The 23117-nt window shown below is 38.2% G+C and carries 20 protein-coding genes and 1 tRNA gene; 3 read left to right on the forward strand and 18 right to left on the reverse strand.

Features of this window, described 5'->3' with window-relative positions; genetic code table 11:
• Positions 1–198: 198 nt before the first annotated feature.
• Entirely contained in the window at positions 199–471 is a 273-nt protein-coding gene (locus FW778_RS01905) for a hypothetical protein (protein WP_150412907.1), read from the forward strand.
• A 241-nt stretch (positions 472–712) separates the two neighbouring features.
• On the opposite strand, the gene FW778_RS01910 is transcribed toward FW778_RS01905, so the two are convergent.
• The 4 genes from FW778_RS01910 to FW778_RS01925 all read right to left on the reverse strand — a co-directional run bounded on the left by FW778_RS01910 (position 713) and on the right by FW778_RS01925 (position 4640).
• Positions 713–1159, reverse strand: coding sequence for a hypothetical protein (locus FW778_RS01910; protein WP_150412908.1), 447 nt, complete (start codon positions 1157–1159; stop codon positions 713–715).
• A gap of 789 nt (positions 1160–1948) precedes the next feature.
• A complete protein-coding gene (locus FW778_RS01915; RefSeq protein ID WP_150412909.1) occupies positions 1949–2419 on the reverse strand; it encodes a hypothetical protein in 471 nt (156 codons plus the stop codon).
• 410 nt (positions 2420–2829) lie between these two features.
• Entirely contained in the window at positions 2830–3546 is a 717-nt protein-coding gene (locus FW778_RS01920) for a LytR/AlgR family response regulator transcription factor (RefSeq protein ID WP_150412910.1), read from the reverse strand.
• Complete coding sequence (locus tag FW778_RS01925) at positions 3543–4640, reverse strand: sensor histidine kinase (RefSeq protein WP_202552031.1); 1098 nt, start codon at positions 4638–4640, stop codon at positions 3543–3545. Before FW778_RS01925 ends, FW778_RS01920 begins: the two co-directional genes overlap by 4 nt.
• Positions 4641–5107: 467 nt before the next feature.
• Here FW778_RS01925 and FW778_RS01930 point away from each other — a divergent pair, with 467 nt between their 5' ends.
• Positions 5108–6535, forward strand: a complete 1428-nt coding sequence (locus FW778_RS01930) for a vanadium-dependent haloperoxidase (protein ID WP_150412912.1) — start codon at positions 5108–5110, stop codon at positions 6533–6535.
• Positions 6536–7112: 577 nt separating this feature from the next.
• Here the strand turns inward: FW778_RS01930 and FW778_RS01935 are convergent.
• From FW778_RS01935 to FW778_RS01970, 9 genes are all read right to left on the reverse strand, one after another.
• Positions 7113–7508, reverse strand: a complete 396-nt coding sequence (locus tag FW778_RS01935; protein WP_150412913.1) for a hypothetical protein — start codon at positions 7506–7508, stop codon at positions 7113–7115.
• A gap of 268 nt (positions 7509–7776) precedes the next feature.
• A tRNA-Ser gene (locus tag FW778_RS01940) sits at positions 7777–7863 on the reverse strand.
• 382 nt (positions 7864–8245) lie between these two features.
• Positions 8246–8803, reverse strand: a complete 558-nt coding sequence (locus FW778_RS01945) for a hypothetical protein (protein WP_150412914.1) — start codon at positions 8801–8803, stop codon at positions 8246–8248.
• 1155 nt (positions 8804–9958) lie between these two features.
• Positions 9959–10252 (reverse strand): DUF6266 family protein, encoded by a 294-nt coding sequence (locus tag FW778_RS01950; RefSeq protein WP_150412915.1) that lies wholly within the window; start codon positions 10250–10252, stop codon positions 9959–9961.
• Positions 10212–10976, reverse strand: a complete 765-nt coding sequence (locus FW778_RS01955; RefSeq protein WP_150412916.1) for a RagB/SusD family nutrient uptake outer membrane protein — start codon at positions 10974–10976, stop codon at positions 10212–10214. The genes FW778_RS01950 and FW778_RS01955 overlap by 41 nt, the downstream gene beginning before the upstream one ends.
• The gene (locus FW778_RS22975) at positions 10976–11122 is read right to left on the reverse strand and encodes a hypothetical protein (RefSeq protein WP_202552033.1); all 147 of its coding nucleotides are present in this window, start codon (positions 11120–11122) and stop codon (positions 10976–10978) included. The genes FW778_RS01955 and FW778_RS22975 overlap by 1 nt, the downstream gene beginning before the upstream one ends.
• Positions 11123–11150: 28 nt before the next feature.
• Positions 11151–14408, reverse strand: a complete 3258-nt coding sequence (locus FW778_RS01960) for a SusC/RagA family TonB-linked outer membrane protein (protein ID WP_150412917.1) — start codon at positions 14406–14408, stop codon at positions 11151–11153.
• Positions 14409–14435: 27 nt separating this feature from the next.
• The gene (locus tag FW778_RS01965; RefSeq protein WP_150412918.1) at positions 14436–15713 is read right to left on the reverse strand and encodes a thioredoxin domain-containing protein; all 1278 of its coding nucleotides are present in this window, start codon (positions 15711–15713) and stop codon (positions 14436–14438) included.
• 155 nt (positions 15714–15868) lie between these two features.
• Complete coding sequence (locus tag FW778_RS01970; protein WP_150412919.1) at positions 15869–16126, reverse strand: hypothetical protein; 258 nt, start codon at positions 16124–16126, stop codon at positions 15869–15871.
• Between the two features lie 313 nt (positions 16127–16439).
• Here FW778_RS01970 and FW778_RS01975 point away from each other — a divergent pair, with 313 nt between their 5' ends.
• Positions 16440–16679: a helix-turn-helix domain-containing protein gene (locus FW778_RS01975; protein WP_150412920.1), complete on the forward strand. Its 240-nt coding sequence runs from the start codon at positions 16440–16442 to the stop codon at positions 16677–16679.
• Positions 16680–16727: 48 nt separating this feature from the next.
• Here the strand turns inward: FW778_RS01975 and FW778_RS01980 are convergent, their stop codons facing one another.
• The 5 genes from FW778_RS01980 to FW778_RS02000 form a co-directional block, all read right to left on the reverse strand.
• Positions 16728–17765, reverse strand: a complete 1038-nt coding sequence (locus FW778_RS01980) for a nucleoid-associated protein (protein ID WP_150412921.1) — start codon at positions 17763–17765, stop codon at positions 16728–16730.
• Between the two features lie 3 nt (positions 17766–17768).
• Positions 17769–19640, reverse strand: coding sequence for a DUF3732 domain-containing protein (locus FW778_RS01985; RefSeq protein WP_150412922.1), 1872 nt, complete (start codon positions 19638–19640; stop codon positions 17769–17771).
• The gene (locus FW778_RS01990) at positions 19637–20089 is read right to left on the reverse strand and encodes a three component ABC system middle component (RefSeq protein ID WP_150412923.1); all 453 of its coding nucleotides are present in this window, start codon (positions 20087–20089) and stop codon (positions 19637–19639) included. The genes FW778_RS01985 and FW778_RS01990 overlap by 4 nt, the downstream gene beginning before the upstream one ends.
• Positions 20086–21306 carry an ABC-three component system protein gene (locus tag FW778_RS01995; RefSeq protein WP_150412924.1) on the reverse strand — a complete coding sequence of 407 codons (1221 nt, stop codon included), beginning with the start codon at positions 21304–21306 and terminating at the stop codon, positions 20086–20088. The genes FW778_RS01990 and FW778_RS01995 overlap by 4 nt, the downstream gene beginning before the upstream one ends.
• 294 nt (positions 21307–21600) lie before the next feature.
• Entirely contained in the window at positions 21601–23088 is a 1488-nt protein-coding gene (locus tag FW778_RS02000) for a hypothetical protein (protein ID WP_150412925.1), read from the reverse strand.
• Between the last annotated feature and the right edge of the window lie 29 nt (positions 23089–23117).

Below are 23117 nucleotides of genomic sequence, written 5' to 3' on the forward strand. Positions count from 1 at the left end.
ATTTTATAGCCACCTTAAGCATAGCCAACACACAAAGCCACGCTGCCAAACTTGCGCTAACGTTACTTTTTTATAATTGAAAGAAGAAGGAAGGTGCTGGCGCTAACACCGGTCTAAACGACGTTAATATGAAAAGAAAACAATGGAGAAAATAAGATTTTATTAATAACAAATAGACTATTATTTTTATTTATTATTATGGATAACGTTAGAATAAGATGTCCAAAATGCGAATGGGAGCCCGATGGCAAGCCTTACTGGCGTTGCGATTGCGGATACCATTGGAACACATTCGCAACAGGTGGGCGTTGTCCGCAATGTAGAAAAGTTCATGACTATACGCAATGCCCTTCGGGCCCTGGTGGTTGTCGTGAATGGAGTCCTCACTTAGATTGGTATGAAGGCCTTTACGATATAGTGAATGTATTAAAGGAATCAATTAAAGAATCATGGAAACAAGTGATGATATAACTATAGTTTAATTACGCCAAACAACTGTACATTCCTGGTCACCGGCACAAGCTTTCGCTTGTGCTGTATTATAAACTTTAACCCGGTTAAACTAATCCTTGCCTGCAGGAAAGTAATGCGATAACTGCAGGCTTTATATTTCTTTACTCGTGACTCTATTTAATTGGGGCACAAGCGGACGCTTACGCTAACCCTCTGCCGGTTGAAGAATATGCGTGCGTCAAAGACAGGAATGATTGTTTTATTTTTTCGCGGGAGCAGTGGTCCTCGAAATTTTACCCTGTGAAGTTGCACTTTGCCTGATCGTTAATCCATTTGCTGTACCAGCAGGACAATAATAATCAATTGCATCCGTAGCTTCATTATAAGTAAGATCATATTCCACCACGTTTCCCCGGGTAACTATATCCGCAGTATGATTATAGAAATCCCTGGTCCCATAACCGCCAAAGTTTCCATACATCACGTCAGCCTCATAGGTCCTTAATCCATCCATGTTTTGAACAATGGTGTATCCATAATTTGTTTCTACCACGTAGACCCCACAGGAGTTATTGCTATATACCACATCGCCTCTCTCCTGGGAAAGCCAGTATGAATTATCACTATATACTCTCTCTTTAGCACAACTGCTAAATAATACTGCAATCAAAGCTGCTAAAATTGAATAGGTAAAAATCTTTTTCATGAGTAATGTTTTTTTATGATCAATAATTACTACCATGAGATCACAAACAGCTGGCTAAGTTTCATTACAACTTGTTAAAATAAAAAGCCCCGGTGGAAATAGTCCCCGGGACAGGAGTATTTTCTTATTTAATCATTCTAACGGCAGCAACGTTACTAACAGTTAACCATATACGCAAATTTTTATATTCTTTTGTTAATGGTCCTTTTTAATTCGGGCACAAGCGGACGTTTACGCTAGCCCTGTGCTGGTTGAAGAATTTGATTGCGCCAAAGAGTGCGCGCCGTCCGTGTCCTGCCAAGCTTCAGGCATAGAATAGAGACACGGCCCTGGATAAGCTTCTTAATTTATTTAGAAATTTGATGGAGGCTCAAAATTGAAAAATGCCTTGATAGCCGCGAAGAACTTCTTTAATAATTGTCTCATTTTTAGAAGTTTTAATTGTGAGTGTTAATCATAATTCCATAACAAAGATACGCTACTGTAGCGGATTTACATGCACTTCCGTTCGCTAATTCCTGGCCCTCTCATGAGCGTCCGCTTGTGACATATAATAAACTATAGCCTGCTTAAATCAGTACTTGCCCTGCAGAAAGAAATCGCATAAAAACCAAATTTGATATTCCTTTTCTCATACCTTTTGGTAATGCGAGCGCAAGCGGACGCTGAAGATGCTGCCCATAGTTCTGTAAGAAAGTAAAAGACAAAGATATGAGCGGACGGACACTTACGCCAATGCTACAATAACAGTTGTTACGCCAACAAAGGGTTACATGGGAGTATAAAATCTTACAGGCTCAGTAGGATTATTACAGCGATTGCTGCAAAGCCTATGAAGCCAAACCAGATCCACTTGATTAATTCTCTTTCTTCGTCTTTCAAAAATATATAGCCAACGATAAGCGCCAGCGGCCCAAACAGAAGGCCCTTTATTAGCCAACTTATTTTTTCCAAAGTGCCTGGCCCATCTCCATCATCATAAGCTTTCAGCATCAGCTTCATGCGCCTTTGAGAAGCTTTGAAAGAAAGTCTTTCAAAAAAATTTAATTTCTTTCCTCTCAATTTTCCATATTGCTCCACAGTCATGTTTACAAAAACTCTCATTTGAGCGATCCTCACCTCATCTTTCGCGGAAAGTCGATCACCATCTGCAGTAACGCTACTAGCGGCGACTACCGGAGATATTGCAAACGCATTGTTGCTGATAAAATGTAAAAAGAAAATTGTAATAAGGGAGAAAATTACCTTTTGAAACTTCATGTTAGTTTGGTTTTATGTGGTTACTTAAAGAGGTTAATGCTATTTATTAGTTATTAACGCCACAATGGTAAAACTTATTTTGATTCTATTGCACCGGCTTTCAAAAATCAACTATTTGCTCCTTCCTGCCCGCGAATATCTCCTGCGCTCTAATGGCTCGGCCCTTGCTGTTGCCCCTCATTACCTCTTTTAGCGTCCGCTTGTGACATATTATAAACTTTAACCTGATTAAACTAATCCTTGCCTGCAGGAAAGTAATCCGATAACTGTAGTCTTTTTATTTCTTTACTCGTGACTCTTTTTAATTCGAGCACAAGCGGACGCCTGCGCTAACCCTATGCTTGCGCGAACAGTGGGAACAACTTTTATAAGGAACACCGACACCGGCATAAATAGCACCTTTTACAGCATTATTCGATATTTTGTAATCTCTCCATTACCGATTGTTTATACAGTCGCCCCATGGGAATTTCATATTTTCCTATTTGCAAAAAGAATGCATTATAACCGGAAATTTTGCTGAGCGAAACAATGTACGACCGGTGCACCCGGATAAACTTGTGATCGGACAAAATATTTTCAATAGCACTGATGGGACGTTTTACAAGGAAATGCCTGTTTCCTGTAAGAAAAATCTTTACATAATCTTTCCAGCTTTCGATGTACTCAATTTCATTCACAAAGAATTTTTTCATGTCCCTGTCTACTTTCAGGTAAATAAAAGCAGCCGGGTTAGGTGCTTCATTTGTAGTGGTTGCAGGCACTTCACGCCCCGTCAGCCGGTTTAATTTAGTGATGGCTTTAAAAAAACGTTCAAAAGAAACAGGCTTAACCAAATAATCTACTGCATCCAATTCAAAACCATCCACTGCATGTTCCCTGTAGGCCGTAACAAAAATTACTTTGGGCGGATGGGAAAGATTTTTTAAAAATTCAGTGCCAATGATCCGTGGCATTTTAATATCGAGAAAAATAACGTCCACTGTTTTTTGACGCAGTACGCTCAGTGCTTCAATGGCATTCCTACACTGGCCAACAATTTCCAGCTCGTTAAGCGAGGAAATATATTTCGCCAGCACTTTTAATGCCGGTGGTTCATCATCTATAAGCAGGCAACGAAGTTTCATACTACTACAGTTTCAGCAGCTACAGGAGAAAGATGTGGCGTGGTATAGGTTGACACACTACCCATCAACTTAACCATTAATGAAACGGCAAAAAAATCTCCCTCATCATTTATCTTCAGTTCATGTAATCCCGGGTAAAGAAATTCGAGGCGTTTTTTTACATTGTTGATGCCAATGCCCTTATCACTGTGCGCTGCATATTCATTTTTGCTATTGGTGATCTTACATTTTAATGTACTGTTCGCAACGGAAATATCCACGCCCAGCCATGGTTTTTCAATTTGCTCCGATGCGCCATGCTTAAAAGCATTTTCCAGGAAAGGGAGCATCAACAAGGGTGAAACAAATTGGTCCTTGATCTCACCTTCCACGTTCCACGATATGTCTATTTTATTACCATAGCGTTCTTTTTCCAGGTCAATATAATTTTTCATGATCTCCACCTCTTTTTCCAGCCGCACCTCTTCTGCCTTGCAATCATAAAGCATATAGCTAAGCAGCGAGGAAAGTTTTAAAATAAGCCCCGGTGTTTTAGGCGACCTGTGGAGCGAAAATGAGTAGATATTGTTAAGCGTATTGAATAAAAAATGCGGATGCACCTGTGCTTTCAGCAATTGCAGCTCGGCAGTCATTTTTTCCTGTTGCGCCTGAAGAAATTCTTTTTGCTTCATTAACCACTGCTTTCCAAGAGATAAAGAAGAGAAACAAGCTGCGGTCGTTACCACGCAAAGGAAACATTGCCATGCATAACCATCACCCTGGGGAATGCCCACCAGGTTTAACACGGGAGCGGATATATACATAAGGAAATAGACGCTCAGGTACCATCCCACTGCAAGCCAGGAAATGAGTGACCCTAGAAATATCAGGTATTTGCCTTTCAACAACAGCTTTGAAATAGCAATGTATGAAAGAGGATAACTGTAGATTGTAAAGGCCGGAATCCAAAGTCCGATGCGAATAAAATTATGAGTGAATGTTGACCAAATCAGTGACAAGAAGCAGGCCCATCCGAAAAGCCATAACAACCAAAACGATACATGCCGCAGTATCCTGTGTTTCGGGGAAAAAATAAACTCGTTTGTTTCGATCATATTCACTATGAAAGCTTGCTTTCCACAATTTAAGCAATTATCCTGCATGATTATTCCACCCTGGGAATAAAGTAGACTAAAAACATTGTTTTCAGATAAACGACAATTTCTCTTGCCTGAAAACCACAAAACTGCTCTACCTGCATTATCGCACAGAAACATATTTGTTAAGCGATTAAAGTTTATAGAAAAAAAAGCAGGTTCTATTTTGTTCTTGCTTTTAAGTTAATTGTCCAATTCCATTGACGTTCTCAATCATTATCGCGGGCATATTTTGCCTGGTGCCAATCCTACAGCAAAACCAAACGATATCGTAAACACAAACAAAGTTTTTAAATAATTCCGAAACAAGAAAGCCGTGAATCCGGCAAGCAAAGTCTAAAAGGATAGTAAAAATCGTGCACCTGTTTTTTTGGATCATGTATTTCAATGTTACATAGCTCATCATTAATATTAAACACTCAATTATGAAACAAAAAATCGTCTATGCAATCTTGTTGGTTGCAATTGCATCATTGTTTAATCTTTCTTGTAAGAAAGAAATAAAGCAGTCAAATGAAAGTAAAGCCGAACATCCGGCTGCTACTATCGATCGCTCTACCGGGACCAATGGTCATTTGCAACAAACCAAAACGTATTCTTCGGATGTTGTAAAAAAATGGCTGGGTGTTCAATTGCCACTCTTGTATTCCCCCCCTGCTTCTTATGGAGTTAACCCCGGCAGATATATGGCTTATTGCGGAGTAGCCCTGTATGAAGCTGTAATGCCGGGCATGCCATCTTATCAAAGTCTTTACGGCCAACTGCAAGACATGCCCGAAATGCCCAAAACCGAATCCGGGAAAGCTTATCATTGGCCAACTTGTGCCAATGCTGCTTTGGCCGAAATGACCCGGAGGCTTTTCACCTTTACACCGGCAACAAATGCAGCAGTGCAACAGCAGGAAGACGAATTAAATGGAATTTATGAAAAAGAAATTAGTGATGCTTCTATTTTTGAACGATCAAAAAGTTTCGGGAAAGCAGTTGCTGAAAAAATCTTCAACTGGTCAACAACGGATCATCCATGGTCTTCATGGCAACCTTTGGTATTGACTGACCATTCACCCGGTCTTTGGTGGCCGGAAAATAATAATCCGCTAATGCCAAATGGTCTTGCTTATTGGGGCAATACACGTACTATGGTTGCCGGCAGTATTGAAAAGGTAACCTCGCAGCCATACACGTACAGTGAAGTCCCTAACTCGCCTTATTACAAAGATTTTCAGGAAGTATATGATATTTCCGCAAGTCTGACCCATGAACAAAAGCGCCTGGCAAAATACTTTGATGATCCGGCTGTCAATGGTTATCCGGCAGGATCGAGCTACATTTCCGTATTCAAACAAATCATAGAACAGGTAAACCCCGCACTTGATGTAACTGCATTTGCTTATGCCAAAACCGGTATCAGCCTGATGGATGCCACCATCGGCTCCATGAAGGCAAAATTCTTTTTCATGCAGGAAAGGCCGTTCCAGTTTATTCGCAGGGTGATAGCGCCATCCAATGATCCGGCCACCTGGTGGAAGCCTTTTATTCCCACACCGCCTTATTCCGATTTTCCGGCAAACCATGCCACCTTCAGTGGCGCATTCGCTTATGCACTTACTACTATCTTCGGGGATCACGTTTCTTTCACGAACAGTACTTACAAAGGCAAGATGGTCAACTTAGGCAATGGCCCCGAAGATATGGGCAGCTATACCTTCAATTCTTTTTATGAATTGGCAAATGCGATTGCGATTTCGAGAGTTTATGGTGGCATACACACTCGTCATGCAATAGAAGAAGGCACAAAACAAGGAATAAAGACTGCAAAAAATATTGACAATAAGGTAAAGTTTCTAAAATAATCACACGAAGGCAGAGAGAATACTATCAGGAATATCATGAACACCCGGGTGCCAAACTCTTCTAAAGAATTGTTTTGAAGAATAAATAAAAAATAAACCCGGGTAGTATTGTGAACTGTTCAGCATCGGGTAAGAAAAGGGGCGGTGATTATCATGTTGTAACACCTCACAGGCCTATGCAGTTTTACCATCTTACTCCGCTGAGTTATTCCACAGCAACATTTGTTTGGCAATGTTCTTACCAACTTGAGGGGCGCAAACCGGAACATCAGAAGGGCACCTTCACAATCATTCGGTAAAATAGCAGGCCGAAGGGAGCTCCCACAAATAATTGCTGTGGGTTTCCGAACGAAAGTTGACACACGCCGGCTCGAGACCAGGCGGCTCTCACGAGTTGTTGATGTGAGCTTGTGAAAGAGAAGGAACACCCACGTCGGCTGGAACCTTAATAGAATTAATGTTTACTAACAGTTAACAATATACGCAGATTTATGTGTCTTTTATTCATGCCGTTTTTTCAATTCGAGCACAATAGGACGCTTGCGCTAACCCTATGCTTGCCCGAACAGTGGGGCAACTATTCTGATATCAACCCAGCAACTTTATAAGTATTGTCAAGCTGTTTTTTTACATATAGTTTATCAATAACAGTTCTTCCCGTGGCTTGAATTAATATTTTTGTAACGATAAATAGATCTTGGGAAACAACTTGCTTTTCGAAAACAATATTAGAATTATCAAACTGAGGCCATCCATTCTCTATTAAATTATTCTGAAGAGAAAGTCTTAAAGCTGTGGCTGTTTCTGAAATCACGGTCTTTTCATTACTTAGTTTCGGCATTAATTTCTTAACCATAATTTCCGCCTCACAATAAAAATCAATTAACTCAAAAACTGCACCTAAGTTTTTTGAATTATATGCGGATTCAAGTGAGAGAATTGCCGCCTCAGGAGTTGATCTATCCTCATGCATAGAGTGGTTGGAATTTTATGAAAATAATTGCGCCTGCAGGCTTGAAAACAAAATTTCGTCTGTTCGTAACCGTGGCCAAATTTATAGGACTAAACCTATGCTGGCGCCAACAGGGGGCAGATCCGATAATCAATGCGGAAAAGAAAAGCAACAGGAAAGGTTGAAGATTCGCGATCAAGGTAGTTAGATTAACGGCTGATGAAATTATGAAATTTTAATTCATTTATATTTTGAATTTCACCTTGCCTCTCTTTGAAACGCAAATAAGCGGAGAGGGAGGGATTCGAACCCTCGGTACAGTTGCCCATACAACGGTTTTCGAGACCGTCCCATTCAACCGCTCTGGCACCTCTCCATAAAAAAATTCTTTTGTCAGCAGCGTCTTCCGCAAGGGAACGTTGCGCAATTTAGTTCAAAGCAATGTCCCCTTGAAGTCATTACTATCGATAAAAATAACCAACGGATTTGTTTTCAGGAAATTAATTCCCCGCTGCACTTAGTATGCCCATAACCGTTAGTTGCGCTAATCTATAACAAAAATTCAATCTTAATAAGCCCCGGCTGTGCTTAGTGTGCTCATACCCGTTAGTTGTGCTATCCTTAATTATTTAAACGTTGTACGAAATAGCCAGATAAGAGAATTTTTTATTTAAACATTCTCAGCACATGGGGCACGCCGCATACCCGGCCGACACTAAGAATACCACTGAAAGCAGCGTATTAGCCTATGAAATTTCTTAAGACGGTTTTTTTAGATGTAAGTTGTCGACTCGTGTTATGCGTCTTAGGCCAGGCGGTCTTCGTAACTCAGAATAATCTCCTGTCCGATCTGCCTTATCTAACCAGCTTCGGATCTTTTTGTTTGCTTTTTTATTAGCGACATAAAGTGACAAAGAAAAAGTTTCCTTTGCTCCTTCTTCAATTATCTTTTTGTTCCACGAGCCATCACTATTTACGTATATCTCACCTTCCTTTGGCCAAATATAACTACCAATCTCTGTTGCCAGCCAGATATGTAAGCCAGGCCCATGGCCTTCTATCCATCCTAAACAGTTGATCGAATTATCAATAACCTGGTTAGATTCCGGATAGCTGATTTCACCACTTACCCCATCAAGTAATGAACGACTTGTAAGCATTCTGCCGCCTTCATCTGATATAAAGGATATGTCTGAAATAATTTGCGTATACTGTGTTGCAGCGTTCTTTATGTCTATCTGCTCCGCTTCCAACAATGCTTCCAGGCCTTCTAACTTGGCATCACATGCCTGTGCTTTAGCAAGACGAGAAGCCATGTCATGAGATTTATACAAATTAGCAGCGATAGTTGACATCAAGGAAAAGACAGCCGCAATACCAAAAATGATTCGCCAATTTAAAGAATTTGAATTAGAGGCACCAAAAACATCCAGTAAGGTTTTACCGCCAATCACCGGCGCGGCAGTCAATATAGTAGCGATAGCGCTACATATAATATTAAAATTGGTGAGTCGCGCACCTTTTGGCTCAAGATTCTGTACAAATAATTTTATACTTCGTCGCCTGTTCTTAATCCTTTTGAGAAAACTGTTATGTGTTTCCGGGTTGCTCATAAATGCACGTTCTGAAATATTTTAAGCAATGGCTTTCAATATAATAATAAATTTTAAAATTAAGAATACATATACAAAAATATTTCGTGGGTTCTTTCATAATACTCCAGGCATAACTGCCCGACAGTTACGAGTTATGTGCTCTTTGTTAGTTTCTTCGTCGCAATGATGCTAATTATCGCAATATTAAAAGGCACATCATTAAGATGAGTTAATTGACTGTTGTCCCCGGCTGTGCTTAGTGTGCTCATACCCGTTAGTTGTGCTATCCTTAATTATTTAAACGTTGTACGAAATAGCCAGATAAGAGAATTTTTTATTGAAACATTCTCAGCGCAGCATGGGGCTAACTGTGGTAATGTTAAATCCTGCATGGCTTATTTTCCTGATTATCATGAAAGCTTTTTCAATATTATTATAGCCATGCCTAAATTAGGTTAATTCAAATAGCAGGAGCAAGTGCTCTAATCATTAAAACTTATGATATTGGTCAATTTTGGAACGACGCGACTTATTATAAGCAGACATCCTGCGTAACCTGCGGCGTCATAAAATAAGTACTTTAATCATAAAGCAGGTGTTGGCTGATGTAAATGTCAAAATAGCTTGAGGCCGATGACGAAACTTAAGTGGGATGCTTGCGCTAACCCTATGCTTCCGCCAACAGTGGGGATGTAACTTATCTACCGTTTGCGTTTTGGCGAACCGGAATTATGAATGTGATTCGTGAGGTACGAACCACGGTTTAGGAACCAGGAGATTGCCGCAGCGCAATAAACCTCGGATACCCTTTACCGTTACCTCCAATAAAAAAAGACCGTCTTAAGCCGGTCTTTGATTTTGTTGTTGCAGGTACTGTTAGCTCACTGTTACCTCGCCGGTAAAAATGCTTGTCGCTACATTACGGCCATCTGCAGAGATGGCTCCAATATAGGTTTCCACAAGTTTACCCGCAAAAGTCACCGCATTCAGGCTTGCCGTCAGAGCGCTTCTGTCACCACCACTCGTGGTAAATATAGCCATCCGCATCTCCGGGCAATAGGCCGCAAGGATCACCTGGTCCGTAGGTGAGGTATCTGACGAACCGCCATCAGACCAGCTCCAGGTAAGTTCACATTTGCTTCCGGCGATCACTATCGCTATAGCTGTCATACAGTGTTGTATCTGCCCTGCTGTAAAGCGGTGTAATATTCAGGCCATTCATACTTGTATAAAATATGATCTCTTTATTAAAACGCTGAAAGGGAACAAATGAAGTTGCGTTAATGCTGCCGTCATTATAGTTTAACAGTGAATTTTGCAAGGCAAGACATAGATCAGCATACTTAAATGCGCTGTCGTATTGCCGCATTGATAAGTAAGTCCTGGCTAACAATCCATACGCTGCAGCCTTCGAAGGGCGGTAAGAATGTACAGGAAGTTCCGGCAGGTACATAACGGATTCTTTTGTATCCGCAACTATTTTTTTATAGGTTTCCTCAACCGTTGCTCTTGTGGAGGTAACGTTAAAGTCAGAGGTAAGCCGCAGGGCGATCCCCAAATCTGTACTTGCCGTACTTTTATCATAAGCTTTTGCGTATACCCATGCCAGTTGCCCAAAGTAATAAGCCCTGAAAAAAAGCGCGGAGCCTTTTACATTTTTCCAGGTGGCTTCATTGCTTGCACTCATGGGAATGTTATCAAGGGTTTCAAGACAATAATTGGAATTGTACACCGGCAGGTAAGCGGATGACCAGTCATTGGGGGCAATGTAATCATGTGGTTGCCATGTATAGGTTGCCTTCGATCCGTCATCGCCGGAACTGTATATATCAATTGGCTCAAAATAATTATCGCACGATGCTTCGCCAAATGAAGGAGTTGCAAATTCATTCATTACATCCGCATCATCCAGCAAGGCCTGTAAGTCAGCCCGGGCACTACGAATGAATTATCCGATTGCTTATCGAGGTATTTTTTACAGGAAATAAAAACCGTTGCTGATATAACTAAAATAAATAACAGCCATTTTCTATTTTTCATTGTATGACGTTTAATAGTAAGTAATAATTTAAAAGGTGGCCCGCAAGCCAATTGAATAAGACCTGCCTGCAGGTAGTGAATTTGGATAGTCAGGATCTAACTTTTCTTTATTCGCTCTCCACAGGATGCCGACGTTTGAAGCATTTACATACACTTGAAAAGCCTGGAAAATATGCTTCCATTTCCCGGGAGATAACGCATAATTAATATTCACATACTGCAACCTTACATTGTCAGCCTTTAAAATATTTACTTCGGCATTGCTATAAAAAAAGCTCCTGTTGCTGAATTGCGGGTAGTCAGTATAAACAAACGATGGAACGGACGTGGTTAGTTCATCGCCCGGCTTTTGCCATCTTTTATCATAATCGCTGTTTCCAATTCCTGAATTGATCAATGCATCATAATTAATAACAGGCTTCTTAAAATAATAGCCAAACCTGTAAGAAATATTAAAAGACAATGATAACTGTTTCCACCTGAAAGCATTTATAAAAGAGCCAAACACGGCAGGCGTTGCAGCGCCTATGTATTTAATAGCTCCGCCGGAAAGTTGTTTTGAATTGGATGAATCAATGATAGCAGCGTAATCAATACTCTTTTTCCTGTTCAGGTAGCCCTGCGGATTTCCTTCATTATCCAGGCCGCCCCAGGTAAAAGCCACAATGCCATACAATGGCTTGCCGGTTACCGGTATAATAGTGTTTCCGCCGCCTAACAGTGAATACACATTCTGAGACGAAGGGCTGTAATACTTTGTTGTTTTACTTTGGTTATAACTCACTATAAGCGTACTGTTCCATTGTATGACGTTACCAATATCTTTCGTATGCAGCAACACATCCATTCCATGTCCCTTCATGTCGGCTACATTTTTTATAATCGTTGAATTATAGCCGCCCCATGTTGTATAGTCGTATGGCGTTTCAGCGTACAGGTTAGTTCCGGCCTTCAGGTAATATTCAACAGTTCCGGTAAGTAGTTCTTTACCCAACTTAAAATCCAAGGCAAAATTTGCCTGCCTGGATTGTTCCCATTTCAGTTCCGGGTTGTTAATGGTGATGATTCTTGAATAGGGAAAATTAGTGGTATAATTTGTTTGGGTATAGGCTATTGGCAGAGGAGATCTGCTGAGGTCTACATTACCACTAGCGCCATAGGTTACACGCAGTTTCACCCACGGCAATATCGTCGATTTATAAAATGGCTCTTCTGATAATACCCATCCGGCACCTGCAGACCATAGAGGCTGCCACTTATCATTTGTTTTAAGCCCGAATATATTAGAGCCATCTTTCCGCACGCTGCCCGACAAAGAATATCTTTTTTTATATTGGTAAGAAACATTTGCAAAAAGAGAAACAAACCTGTTTGCTGTGGCAGCAGTTACATAAGGGCTCCCGGGAATATTTTCATAATCGCCCGTTACAGATGTAGGGTAGTAATTATAAAAATCTACCGATGCATAAGTTAACGGTTGTTTATTATAACCATAAACTGTTGCCCCGTTTCCATCACCGGTCACCTCTCTTATTTCGGTGCCTGCAATGGCCGATACGGCATGTAATCCCCACTCTCTGGTAAAATTTAACTGGCTCCGGAAATTCTGCGAGCGCAGGCCGGATGCCGTAGTTTGCAAGATGCCGCCCTGCGGTATTATGTAGTTAATACTTCCGGAGGCGGGGTCTACGTCTGCAAAACTGTTTACCAGATTCCTGTTATAATAACTCTGTTCATCCGCATTACGCATAAAAGTGGTTAGCTGCTTTTCGTATTGATAATGCACACTTAGCTGAAACGAATGCAGGAAAGAATAATTAAGCTCAATATTACTTACATAATCTTCCAGTTTTTTGGTTGATACATCGTGCTTGTAATCCGTTAAGGGATAATAATCCCAGTCAGCAAATTTCCCCTGTCCTATGCTATCTACATAAGCTTTGCTATACCTTGCGGATACCGGCAGGGCATTGCCCTTATCATCAGCAAAGCGCAGGTAGGGCACAGAAGACCTGTTGCCCACACTTATCCCGCTATAATCCACGCTCCCGTTAGTATTGTTATCATTGGTATAATTAAGGCCTGCACGTATTTCAAAATTCTTAAAAGGCCTGTAGGTGTTTTCAACCCTTATGTTTGCTTTTTGGTCTTTTGCATTAAGGTAATTAACGTTCCTGTTGTACCCGCCGGATAATAGCCAGGCTATGTTTTTACCGCCACCACTCAGGCTCAATGCATATTGCTCAAGAACCGCCTTTTTATAAAACAGTTGCTCAAACTCACTGGTGTTATTAAACGACTTTAATGCATTTATTTGTGCTGCAGAATCTGTGGCTGACAGTAAGCCATCCCTGCGCTTCAAAAATATATTAACCGCAGGCGTAAGAGGCTGATAAGGCTGGCTGCTTACCTGGTCATCAAAATATCCGCGGTTAAAAATATATTGCTCCACATCAATATAATCGGCAGAAGACATTTGTTTTAAATATCCAGGGGATGGCCTGTCCGTAACGGTTACAGTGCTGTTCAGGTCTATTTTAAATCGTTGGTTAAACCTGGCTTTCTTGCTCGTAATTACAATAACGCCATTGCCGCCCCTTGCCCCGTATATAGACGTGGCTGCCGCATCTTTTAAAACCGTAATGCTTTCTATATCGTTTGGGTTAATATTATTAATATCTCCTTCATAAATAAAATTGTCCAAAACAATTAACGGGTCAAGCGGGCCATTTATAGTACTCAATCCTCTTATAGAAATATTGGTAGTATTCTGTGGGTTATTGCCCGTTTTTCCTATGTTAAATAAAAGCCCCGGTGTTACACCATCCAGTCGCTTTAAAATATTTGGATCCACCTGCTCATTCATCGTTTTATTATCTATAACCACCAGTGAGCCGTTTACTTCATTGGGATTTACCGTTTGGTATCCTGTGTTTGCGGGTACTGTAATCTCTTTATCAGCGATCACCTTTGTATTAACTTTTATCATCCCCAGATCACTTCGGCCCTGTACCGCTATTTCCAGTGGCTCTACGTTAATGCCGCTTATAACCAGCGTGGCGGTGGCACTTACATTCCGTAAGCTAAAGCTTCCATCAGCATCTGTGGCGGTTGCTTTATGGGTGCCTTTTACTAAAATTGTAGCCGGTATACCTTCGCCCGCTTCATTAATAACTTTGCCTTTAATGGTGATGTACACCTTCGCGGTGTTTTGTGCTGCTCCTGCAATGGTAAGCAGCAGCAGGATGAGTATGATCTTACTCGTTTTAAAATGTTGTATAAGCATGTGTAAATTTTTGGTATTAAGTATTATTTAATTATTGCTTTCGGCTATAACCCCTACTGCTATTTTGCGGCTGGCTACGGAAACGGTAAAGCCCTTTGCTGCCAGGAAAGAAATTACCTGCGCAGGTGTATAGTGATAAATACTACCGGGAAATACCATATCGATATTCCCGGTAAAGCCGCTTTCGTCTATTACCGGTTTATCCAGTAAATTGTCCAGCATTTCTGCTAAAACTTTAGGGGAAGTATTATTAATATACTTGCGGAGGCTTTTCTCATTAATATCTATTGAAGCCGCACCGCCTTTGGTTATGCATTTACTTATATTATTGTTGGCAGTAAGTATATAGCAATCTATATCCCTCATTTCTTTACGGGCCACCGCATGAAAAGTCCTTTCCAGGTCGCTTTGCAGGTATTCATTTATCTTTTGCTGCGATACCGGGGGTGTTGTTATCTCGTAACAAAAGAGATGCTGTTTGGTGGAATCGTTAACAAATAAGAGGGAATCTTTAGCCTCTATAAAAATTCTTTTTGCATCGTATTGCAATACATCCGGGTAAGCCATTTGAAATATATGGTACAAAGGATAATTGATGATGTACATTGCTGAAATGGTATAATCGCTGTTTTGAAATTTTCCTAACGACATGCCCAGACCATCTTTGTAGCCTGTTATTACGCTCCTGTAAATAAAATCTCCCGGCGCCTCCCCTCCGTTCTCATCAACCAAAAGTGGCTTTTCACGGTTAAATAATTTAACATCATTCTTCACGGGCAGGTGCAGTATTGAACCAGATAAATATTTTTTGATATTACCTCCCGTAACCTGCTCGTGGCCGGTAATGGCAATTACCCGTAATGCACTATCAAGCCATACGCAGTGCGGTATGGTTTGGTGAGGAAATAGCTTTTCCATAACAGAATCCTGCAGCACATAAGGAAGTGTAAACGATTCGGCCGTTCTCTTTTTCCTGCTTTCAAAAAATGCACTTACTTTTTTTGGAGTATCTTTTTTATCGGCATCTATGAAGAATATTTGTAAACTATCTCCAAACTCTTTTTTTAAAGCATGCATTTTTGAAAACGTACCCACACATGAGCCGCACCAGGTGGCCCAAAAATCTATAACGGTTAGCTGGCTTTTAGGCCGTGATAACTGAATTGAAGAGGAAGGATAATTAAAAACACTTTCTATGGTAATACCCGGCACCTTGTCTCCTACCGTAAGCGGCTTTATAGTAGCAGGCTGCGCCGTGGAAAGTACAGGCAATAGCATGGCCAGTATGCCAATTATTAGTTTCATTGAACATATTTTGTAATTTAGAAATAGATTATTTATTGACAGTGGCTGCCGCTGCAAGCAGCGGCAGCCATGCCCTGTTATTACACACACAAGAAAAAATAATAAAGGGCCTGCCGTGGTTTAATCATAACGGATATGATTAAACGTAGATAATCTCACACCGGGTTTTTGGGTTTTTTGGCGTATTGTGTTTTCAGGAGGCAGAGGGCCGAGCCCCGGAGGCGGCTTACTAACCGGAAGTTTTTATGATACTGGAATAAAAATGAGGGATGCCGTTGCCTGTAAAATGGAGTTGGTAAATAAGGATGTTTATCGTGATGAATTTTTTGTAAAACCAGGTAATGAAGAATATAATCTAAAGAGCGTTTAGGTATACCTGTTGGTGACGATTGATATGTATTCTTTGTAGCCATGTTTGCTAATGGTTTATAAAAACTACAAAGTCTTTGTAAGTGGAGATAAAAAGGGCGCAGGTCTCAACTTACCGTCTTGAGGCCGTCGGAGGCCTGACTACGAATAAGTGAGCCCACGCTTTACCGTGAGCTCTTCACTTATTATCCCGTAGTCTTAAAATTTCCGACGTTTCAAGACGAGACTAAAGCGAATAGCTTCAAATTAGTTTATGAAGAATCGCAAATTTAATTTTTACTTGAACAAATATATGTAAAAACATTTAAACGGACGATCGTCCGTTATTATTTTTTTTAAGGCAGTTTACTTCGTTAAATGAAGGCACTAAGTTTTGTTATAAATCAGTATATAACTGATAATTGGTTTCGTGATTATAAATATCCCGATGGTAAATTTAAATACACGGAATTTGCCAAAGCTCACTACATTGAAGAAAAAATAGCTAGAAAAATTGTGAACCAAAAAGACTATGCCATGGCTCTCGAAACTCTTGAAAAAATTTGTTCTTCCAGAGATATAACGCTTGAAGAGTTTTTTAAATTGATCAAGAAGTAAAATTATTTTTAGGCATTAGGGACCCTTCGAGAATTTCTTTTGACTGAATTAGCTTTCATTCTGATAATAGATTTTATAGTATTTACGACCGTCCTTGTCAATTCCTTGTTCTATCATGTTATGGTTACCATGAATATAGATGTGAAAATTCTTGTCTAACTTCAAAACGCTTTTAAAAACTCTTGTTTGCTTTTTTACCGCCTGATGAGAAATGTCAAAGTTATCTGTAAGTTCTATTTCATTTTCTTCTCTGTAGTTAGTATCAAAATTTCGAAAAGACTTTATAATTTCCGAATCCTGGAAAACTTCTTTCTCAAATTCTTTCTTATCAAAACTTTCATGCGTTTTGAAATAGTTTACCGAACGGTTAAGCAGATCAATTTTGTCTGCTTTGCTAACTTCAAAATCTTCTTCAAGTTGTTTAGTTACAAATTGTTTTGCAATCCCTAAAAATTCATTTGTCTGGTGAAACTCATTTGCAATGGGTCGCACTCCTAAGAATTCATCTTTCCAATATTGGGCTTCTTTACCACGATTGGTATTGTCAACAACAGAAACTAAATAACCGTCTTTTGCATTTGTGTTGAAGATTAAGCAACCTTTATCAAGTTTTCTGACAGCAATTCCTGTTTCGCTTTCTAAATCGAAACCAACTTTTGAAGTAAGCACTTTCAGAAATGTTTCCTTATTCTCTGACTTGAAAAACCCAATTGCATCAACTGTTTTTCCATTGATAACACAACCTGCAAAATAGGCAACTTGCAATTCTCCACCTTTGATTTTAGGATGATTGCTTTTGTCGTATAAAATCCTTGCAGAATTTTGTGTTTGCTCAACGAAAGAAGATTTGTCTTCAAAAATTGATTTTACAAACTGATAAACTGGATTGAGTTCAACCTTAGGCAAAAAGTGAAAGGAATAAAGTTCTTCAAAGTTGAAACTGTTATTCACCAACAAAGAGAAATGTTCTTCAACTTTTTCAAAATCAGTTTCAGCAGATGAAAAACGAACACCATCACCGTTATTTTTATTTCCTACGAAATGAACAATCAATTTGTCCATTTTACCAACTGAAGTATTCTGCATGAATTAAGCGTTGTAAATTTCTTTAGGAATCAAACCATTGCCATTAATAAATTTGGCAACAGTGTGAAAATTGGTTAAGTTATTATCAATCCAATATTTTTCGGAAGCATGCTCTACAACAAATATTTGAAATGAATTTTTCTTTTCAGTTTTTATATACTCAATAAAATCATTGAGCAGAGAAAAAGCATCAAGTAATTTTGATTTATCGTTATTACCGCCGTTTTCATCATCCCCAGAGTAATAAGGTTTGCTTGGTTGGTCAATAAACAAAAACTGGGGGACATGTTCTTGGCTAACTTCAATCATGTGTTCATGTAAGCCTAAATAAAAACAAAGGTGCATGAACATATAGTTTGAGTCACTCCCAACAGTTTCTAATGGAAACAATTGATTGTTGGGGTGCAATTGTAGAATCATTTCACTTTCATTAAAACTGGTTTTTGCGTTTTTATAATCAGGAAGAGAGTTTAGCTTATTGTAATTCCTCTGAATACATTCGTTTAATGAATTCCTCATCACAAATTTCTCCTCACTAATGTCTTTAATACGATTTTCTAAATCGGACCTTTCTTCACTCAATTTATTTAGTTTGCTTGAATCAATGCTCACCATAACACGATTTTTAAATAGCTGCTCTCTTGCATATTTTACTTCACCGACAACCATGAATTTGGCACCTTCTGATTGGAAGTTTTTATTTATCAGATTCAGTTCAGTAAGTCTTGTGTCTATGTCTTTTAATTCTTCTTTAAACTCTGTTTCATCACCAGAAACCTTAAGAGGTTCAGCCAAAGTTTTTGAAAGATTGCTTTGAATTTCCTTTAAAGAGGTTTCAAGTGATTCCATGAAAAGTTTTGTTTCGTAGGAATCAAGAAGTTGGTCTGATAAATTTTTATTCAAAAACTCAATAGGTTTAAGGCTGTCGGCACTCTTGTTCAAGTTTCTTCTGTAAATATCAAACTCCTTTCTATATTTTTCTATTGCAGAAAGTTGAATTCTTATTTCCTGTCTTCGTTTATTTAATCGGTCAATTTCTTCAAATATTTTTGAAGTATCTGCGGCTTTGTTAGTTACTGTTATTGCATCTTCAACTACTGTCAAGGCATTGTCTATTGAAGAAACATCATTGGAATAATCTAAAAGGCGATTTTCTTTGAGCTTATTTACTAAACCGAATATTCCTCTTTGGAAATTAGATTCAGTATCAGCGTTTTTAGTATTTAGCTTTTGTATGTTCTTAATTTGTCCATCAATATATTTAATCCGTTCTTTTGCTTTGATATTGCTCAAATCATTAACGCCAATAACCATATCAAATATGTGATTCAGATCTTTGTCAAAATCTTTTATATCATAAAACTTTGTGTCAAAGTATGTTTTCGATGCTGTAATAATATCTGATGTTAAAGAATTAAACAACAAGAAATGCCGATAAGTAAGGTCTATTTTTGATTTCCCAACTTCCTTTCCGTATGGAAATTTCAAATCATCTGTTACTCCGAACTCAATGTCAAGAATCTGTTTCAAATCTGAAATGCTTCTATTTTCATTAGGAATAGCTGGTAGCTTACCTTCACTAAAGAAAACTTCCGACGTAACTAAACTCTTAACTGGAGACTTTCTTGCAATTGAAAATTCCTTATCGTTAATTGAAAAACGAATTCCAAACCAAGATACTTTTTCTACAATGGTGTTAGCGATATTCATTTTACCTGAAAGAAGGCAATAATCAATGATGCTCCAAAAACTTGTTTTACCAACTGTCGCATCGCCAGTAACTACATTTACCTTGTTAGGTAAAAACTCATAGCTTTTAGGTTCTGCATCTCCTTTTTTGAACCAAAGTTTTACTTCGTGTAAAACAAATTTCATAACTGTATATTTAATAGTTGATAAAGTTGAGTTGTATTGTGTTTCTCCATCATAATTAGGAAAGCTGACAAAATTTTTTCTATTTCGTTGAATCGATTTCCCATTGCTATTTTGTCAAGTTGAATGGCCTGCTTTAAAGAAATAGTTTTTGCTATCTCAATCTGATTACTTTTGCTCAACATCATCAGTGCATTGATTGTTATAGGCATCAGTGCCAAGAACCTTTTATTAAATGTCGTAAATAAATGGGGCCTGTTGTTTATAAAACTTTCCAAAGTCAAATCTTCTGACTTTACTGATTGCAAATAATTCACTGTTCTATCATCCAATAGAAAGGGTAGAAGTAAACATGAACGGGCAATGTCAATTGACTTGACTTCGTGTAATACTTGAATCATTACACAACTTGCAATTGCTTCGTTATTGTATGTGTAATAGATTTCTTTCATGCTGTTTTATATTTATTCTCCCAGTCAAAGTGCCAACCTATTTTGGGTTCATTGGACAGCGAATAGTAGTAGCCATTACTAAATTTAGTTCCTAAGTTTTCGTTATCAATTGAAACGGTTTGTTTTCTCATGTGGTCTAATAAGTCAAGTGCTAATGCTTTTATTTCTGATTCCAAATTTGTAACTGTATCACCTGTATTTATCTTGTTTTTAATACTCCGATATTTTGATTTGAATTCGTTCTCCCATTGCAAATGAGAATCTTCTTTAAACATATTCAGGTCGGTAGTCAGAATATCGTAATTATCAATCCAGTTTTGTAACCGATTAGTTGCTTCAAGCATTTGTGCCGTGAAGCTTATAATTTCTTTTGAATTTGCATCTAACTCTCCAATGTCAATTAACTGTTTAATGAAAATTTGTTCTGTTAAGTTTGTTGGTGGTGTTATTTGAATTTCCCTTTTGGGTAATTTTTGTTTATCCCAACCTTGTTGAAAGCATTTGCCATATCTTTTACTAAAATCTGAAAGTGAAATTTCAAATTTGTTGCCTTCTTTAATCTCCAAATATTTGTCAGCAGAAATATTTGAATAAAGAGAATTATAAATTAAATCAACTATAGTATCGTTATAATGCCTCTCCTTAAGCATCTGTTTTATTCTTCGAATAATGTTGTCATTATTTGTTTCAATGATCAGATTGGTTAAAAAACTGGTTATTCGCTTTTTCCCAAGTGATAGGAAATTCTTGATGTATACTTTCAGTTCTTTGTCTGTTGTAGCATTCTTTAACTTCTCAATTTTTTCAATCACATCACTACTTTTTCCATCAGACTTAAATAAATCAAGTGCAGCTATGAACTCATTGTTTTTCTCACCCTTATTAGTAACTAAACAAAAGGCATGATTATCTAAAATACTTTGCTGTGCTTTTATCATGTCAGCCCAGCGACTTAAAGTTTTCCATAAATCGGAATCTAAAGTTGTAAGATTGCTTGGATTCCCTTTTGAATCTTTGGAAACAGTGTGTTTTAGTTGTTGCAAAATTATCTTTCCGTTTGCCTTTTCAATATGTATGTCGTCTTTGACCTCGAAGCCAACTTTATCACCCGTTTTCATCTCAAGTGCAGCAACTATGAAGCAGTAAAATTGATAATCAAATGCAATTGCTATCGGTCCTGCGCTGGTTTGTTCTTGAATTTTTTCTAAGTTGCTCATGATGTTATTGTTGATACAACTATTTATAACTTTCTAAAAATGATACCTCTGCTATACTTAGTGTGCTCATAACCGTTAGTTCCGCTATCCTTAACTAAGGATGTATGAACATTAAATCTATAACAAATATTTCAATTTTTATAACTCAAATCTTCTTAGCCAGGCTCGTATATACTAAACTGTTATATTCGAAATATTCTAAGTTACAAAACTCAGGATAGCAGTACTTTTATAATCTGGATATACTAGCACAACGTGGGGAATTTGAAGATCGTTTCATTATCTTGGCTTCAGTCATCTTCTTTGGCTGGCTGATTTTTGTCGTCTTGCATCAATAATTATTACTTCTGGAATTCTTTCATGTTTATCGATTGAAGCCCTATTAATTTTATGAAGCCGCCTTATTGTATTGTTAGTTTTTGTAGTTTGTAAAACTAAGTAAATACTTTTTTCCGCACTCTCTGCCTTATTGTACGTTGGTAGCTGTTTAGTATAACCCTTAATCAAGTTTGTGTTTGAAGAATACTTAATCTCAACGGTTACTACGGCTTTATAACCTTTAGTAATTTTAAAATCCAATGCTCCGCTACCAGCGTTTGGTTCTCTACTTAAATTTAAATCGTTTGCGAGACAGTATTGATCAGCAATTCCATAAAACAGTTTTTGAGCGAATCGTTCATTTCTCAACTTTCCTGAATTGTCGTAAAGAAATTCAAACCAACCATTGCTTTCAATAAGCTTTGCATATCTCTCGCAAATTGTTTTTGTTACTAATAATATGTTTTCGCTGTTTACAGGCTTTAAATTTAGCGATGCAAAATTCAGAGGAAAATCATTAACGGCTTTTTCAGAAAGTTCAGCCCAAATTACTTGCCCACTCGGATCATTGACAAAATCGTAAGGTGTTCTGGGCTTCTGGCTGTATTGGTTTATTAAATCTTTTAAAGCTTCCGGGTTTGTAAGCAAAGTTTGTTTTAATTTAGCTTTTGCGACCTTTGACGAAGTTGCAAACTTCCAAGTTTTACCTATTTCCTTATTTACCTTGTTTCTTAAATCACTATTTTCTTGGCAAACTCTATCAATATCATCCCAACAAAAAGCAATTGGTAAATCTTGAAGTAATTCCTTCGGAGTAAAAACTATTGGTTCTCTTGTCTTGGGGTTAAAAGGTAGTTTGATTTTGGAAATTCCAAATTCATTTTGTTTAATTCCTAATTCATCACTTACCCTCTGAGTGTATTTTATCAAATCATCCTTAATAATATGAATTGTCATATCGCTTATTCTATCTGCCCCAATTCCTTTTTCAAAAAGTCCAATAAGTTCAAAAATGATTGGATCTTTGATTCCTGCTTTAATAATTTGATGTGAAGTATCTAATAAATTGGCCGCTATTTCACGTCCAATAGCGTTGCCACTTCTATTACCAACAGAATATCCGAGGGCCACATATTTAAACTCCTTGAATTGTAGTCGCATGTTCGCCTCTCGCCAAAATCTATCATTTCTATTTTTTGAGTTGTCAACAATATTAAGTACTTCACTAAAGTAAGTTTTGAATTTAGAATATGAGTTTTTAAACTCTTTGATTTTTACTTTTGCCAAAAGACTCGGATCGATATAAAGCTTACTATCAATATCCACAAAGGCATTAAATACCCCCTTCTTGTCAAGAATCTTTGCTGAAACGTTTAATATAGTGCTCAATCTTTGCGGCATAGTTTTTTGTTTGTTGAACCTAATTCTTTTATCATCTGAAATAAACTCAATCTGATCTGCCATTTTTATTACCAAATCCATTATGATCTTGG

Source organism: Ginsengibacter hankyongi (assembly GCF_008710285.1).
Classification (GTDB): Bacteria; Bacteroidota; Bacteroidia; order Chitinophagales; family Chitinophagaceae; genus Ginsengibacter; species Ginsengibacter hankyongi.

Bases quoted from the DNA above. Each gene is read 5' to 3' on its own strand.
- FW778_RS01905 (WP_150412907.1), top strand. From the start codon at position 199: ATGGATAACGTTAGAATAAGATGTCCAAAATGCGAATGGGAGCCCGAT.
- FW778_RS01910 (WP_150412908.1), bottom strand. From the start codon at position 1,159: ATGAAAAAGATTTTTACCTATTCAATTTTAGCAGCTTTGATTGCAGTA.
- FW778_RS01915 (WP_150412909.1), bottom strand. From the start codon at position 2,419: ATGAAGTTTCAAAAGGTAATTTTCTCCCTTATTACAATTTTCTTTTTA.
- FW778_RS01920 (WP_150412910.1), bottom strand. From the start codon at position 3,546: ATGAAACTTCGTTGCCTGCTTATAGATGATGAACCACCGGCATTAAAA.
- FW778_RS01925 (WP_202552031.1), bottom strand. From the start codon at position 4,640: ATGATCGAAACAAACGAGTTTATTTTTTCCCCGAAACACAGGATACTG.
- FW778_RS01930 (WP_150412912.1), top strand. From the start codon at position 5,108: ATGAAACAAAAAATCGTCTATGCAATCTTGTTGGTTGCAATTGCATCA.
- FW778_RS01935 (WP_150412913.1), bottom strand. From the start codon at position 7,508: ATGCATGAGGATAGATCAACTCCTGAGGCGGCAATTCTCTCACTTGAA.
- FW778_RS01945 (WP_150412914.1), bottom strand. From the start codon at position 8,803: ATGGCTTCTCGTCTTGCTAAAGCACAGGCATGTGATGCCAAGTTAGAA.
- FW778_RS01950 (WP_150412915.1), bottom strand. From the start codon at position 10,252: ATGACAGCTATAGCGATAGTGATCGCCGGAAGCAAATGTGAACTTACC.
- FW778_RS01955 (WP_150412916.1), bottom strand. From the start codon at position 10,976: ATGAATGAATTTGCAACTCCTTCATTTGGCGAAGCATCGTGCGATAAT.
- FW778_RS22975 (WP_202552033.1), bottom strand. From the start codon at position 11,122: ATGAAAAATAGAAAATGGCTGTTATTTATTTTAGTTATATCAGCAACG.
- FW778_RS01960 (WP_150412917.1), bottom strand. From the start codon at position 14,408: ATGCTTATACAACATTTTAAAACGAGTAAGATCATACTCATCCTGCTG.
- FW778_RS01965 (WP_150412918.1), bottom strand. From the start codon at position 15,713: ATGAAACTAATAATTGGCATACTGGCCATGCTATTGCCTGTACTTTCC.
- FW778_RS01970 (WP_150412919.1), bottom strand. From the start codon at position 16,126: ATGGCTACAAAGAATACATATCAATCGTCACCAACAGGTATACCTAAA.
- FW778_RS01975 (WP_150412920.1), top strand. From the start codon at position 16,440: ATGAAGGCACTAAGTTTTGTTATAAATCAGTATATAACTGATAATTGG.
- FW778_RS01980 (WP_150412921.1), bottom strand. From the start codon at position 17,765: ATGCAGAATACTTCAGTTGGTAAAATGGACAAATTGATTGTTCATTTC.
- FW778_RS01985 (WP_150412922.1), bottom strand. From the start codon at position 19,640: ATGAAATTTGTTTTACACGAAGTAAAACTTTGGTTCAAAAAAGGAGAT.
- FW778_RS01990 (WP_150412923.1), bottom strand. From the start codon at position 20,089: ATGAAAGAAATCTATTACACATACAATAACGAAGCAATTGCAAGTTGT.
- FW778_RS01995 (WP_150412924.1), bottom strand. From the start codon at position 21,306: ATGAGCAACTTAGAAAAAATTCAAGAACAAACCAGCGCAGGACCGATA.
- FW778_RS02000 (WP_150412925.1), bottom strand. From the start codon at position 23,088: ATGGCAGATCAGATTGAGTTTATTTCAGATGATAAAAGAATTAGGTTC.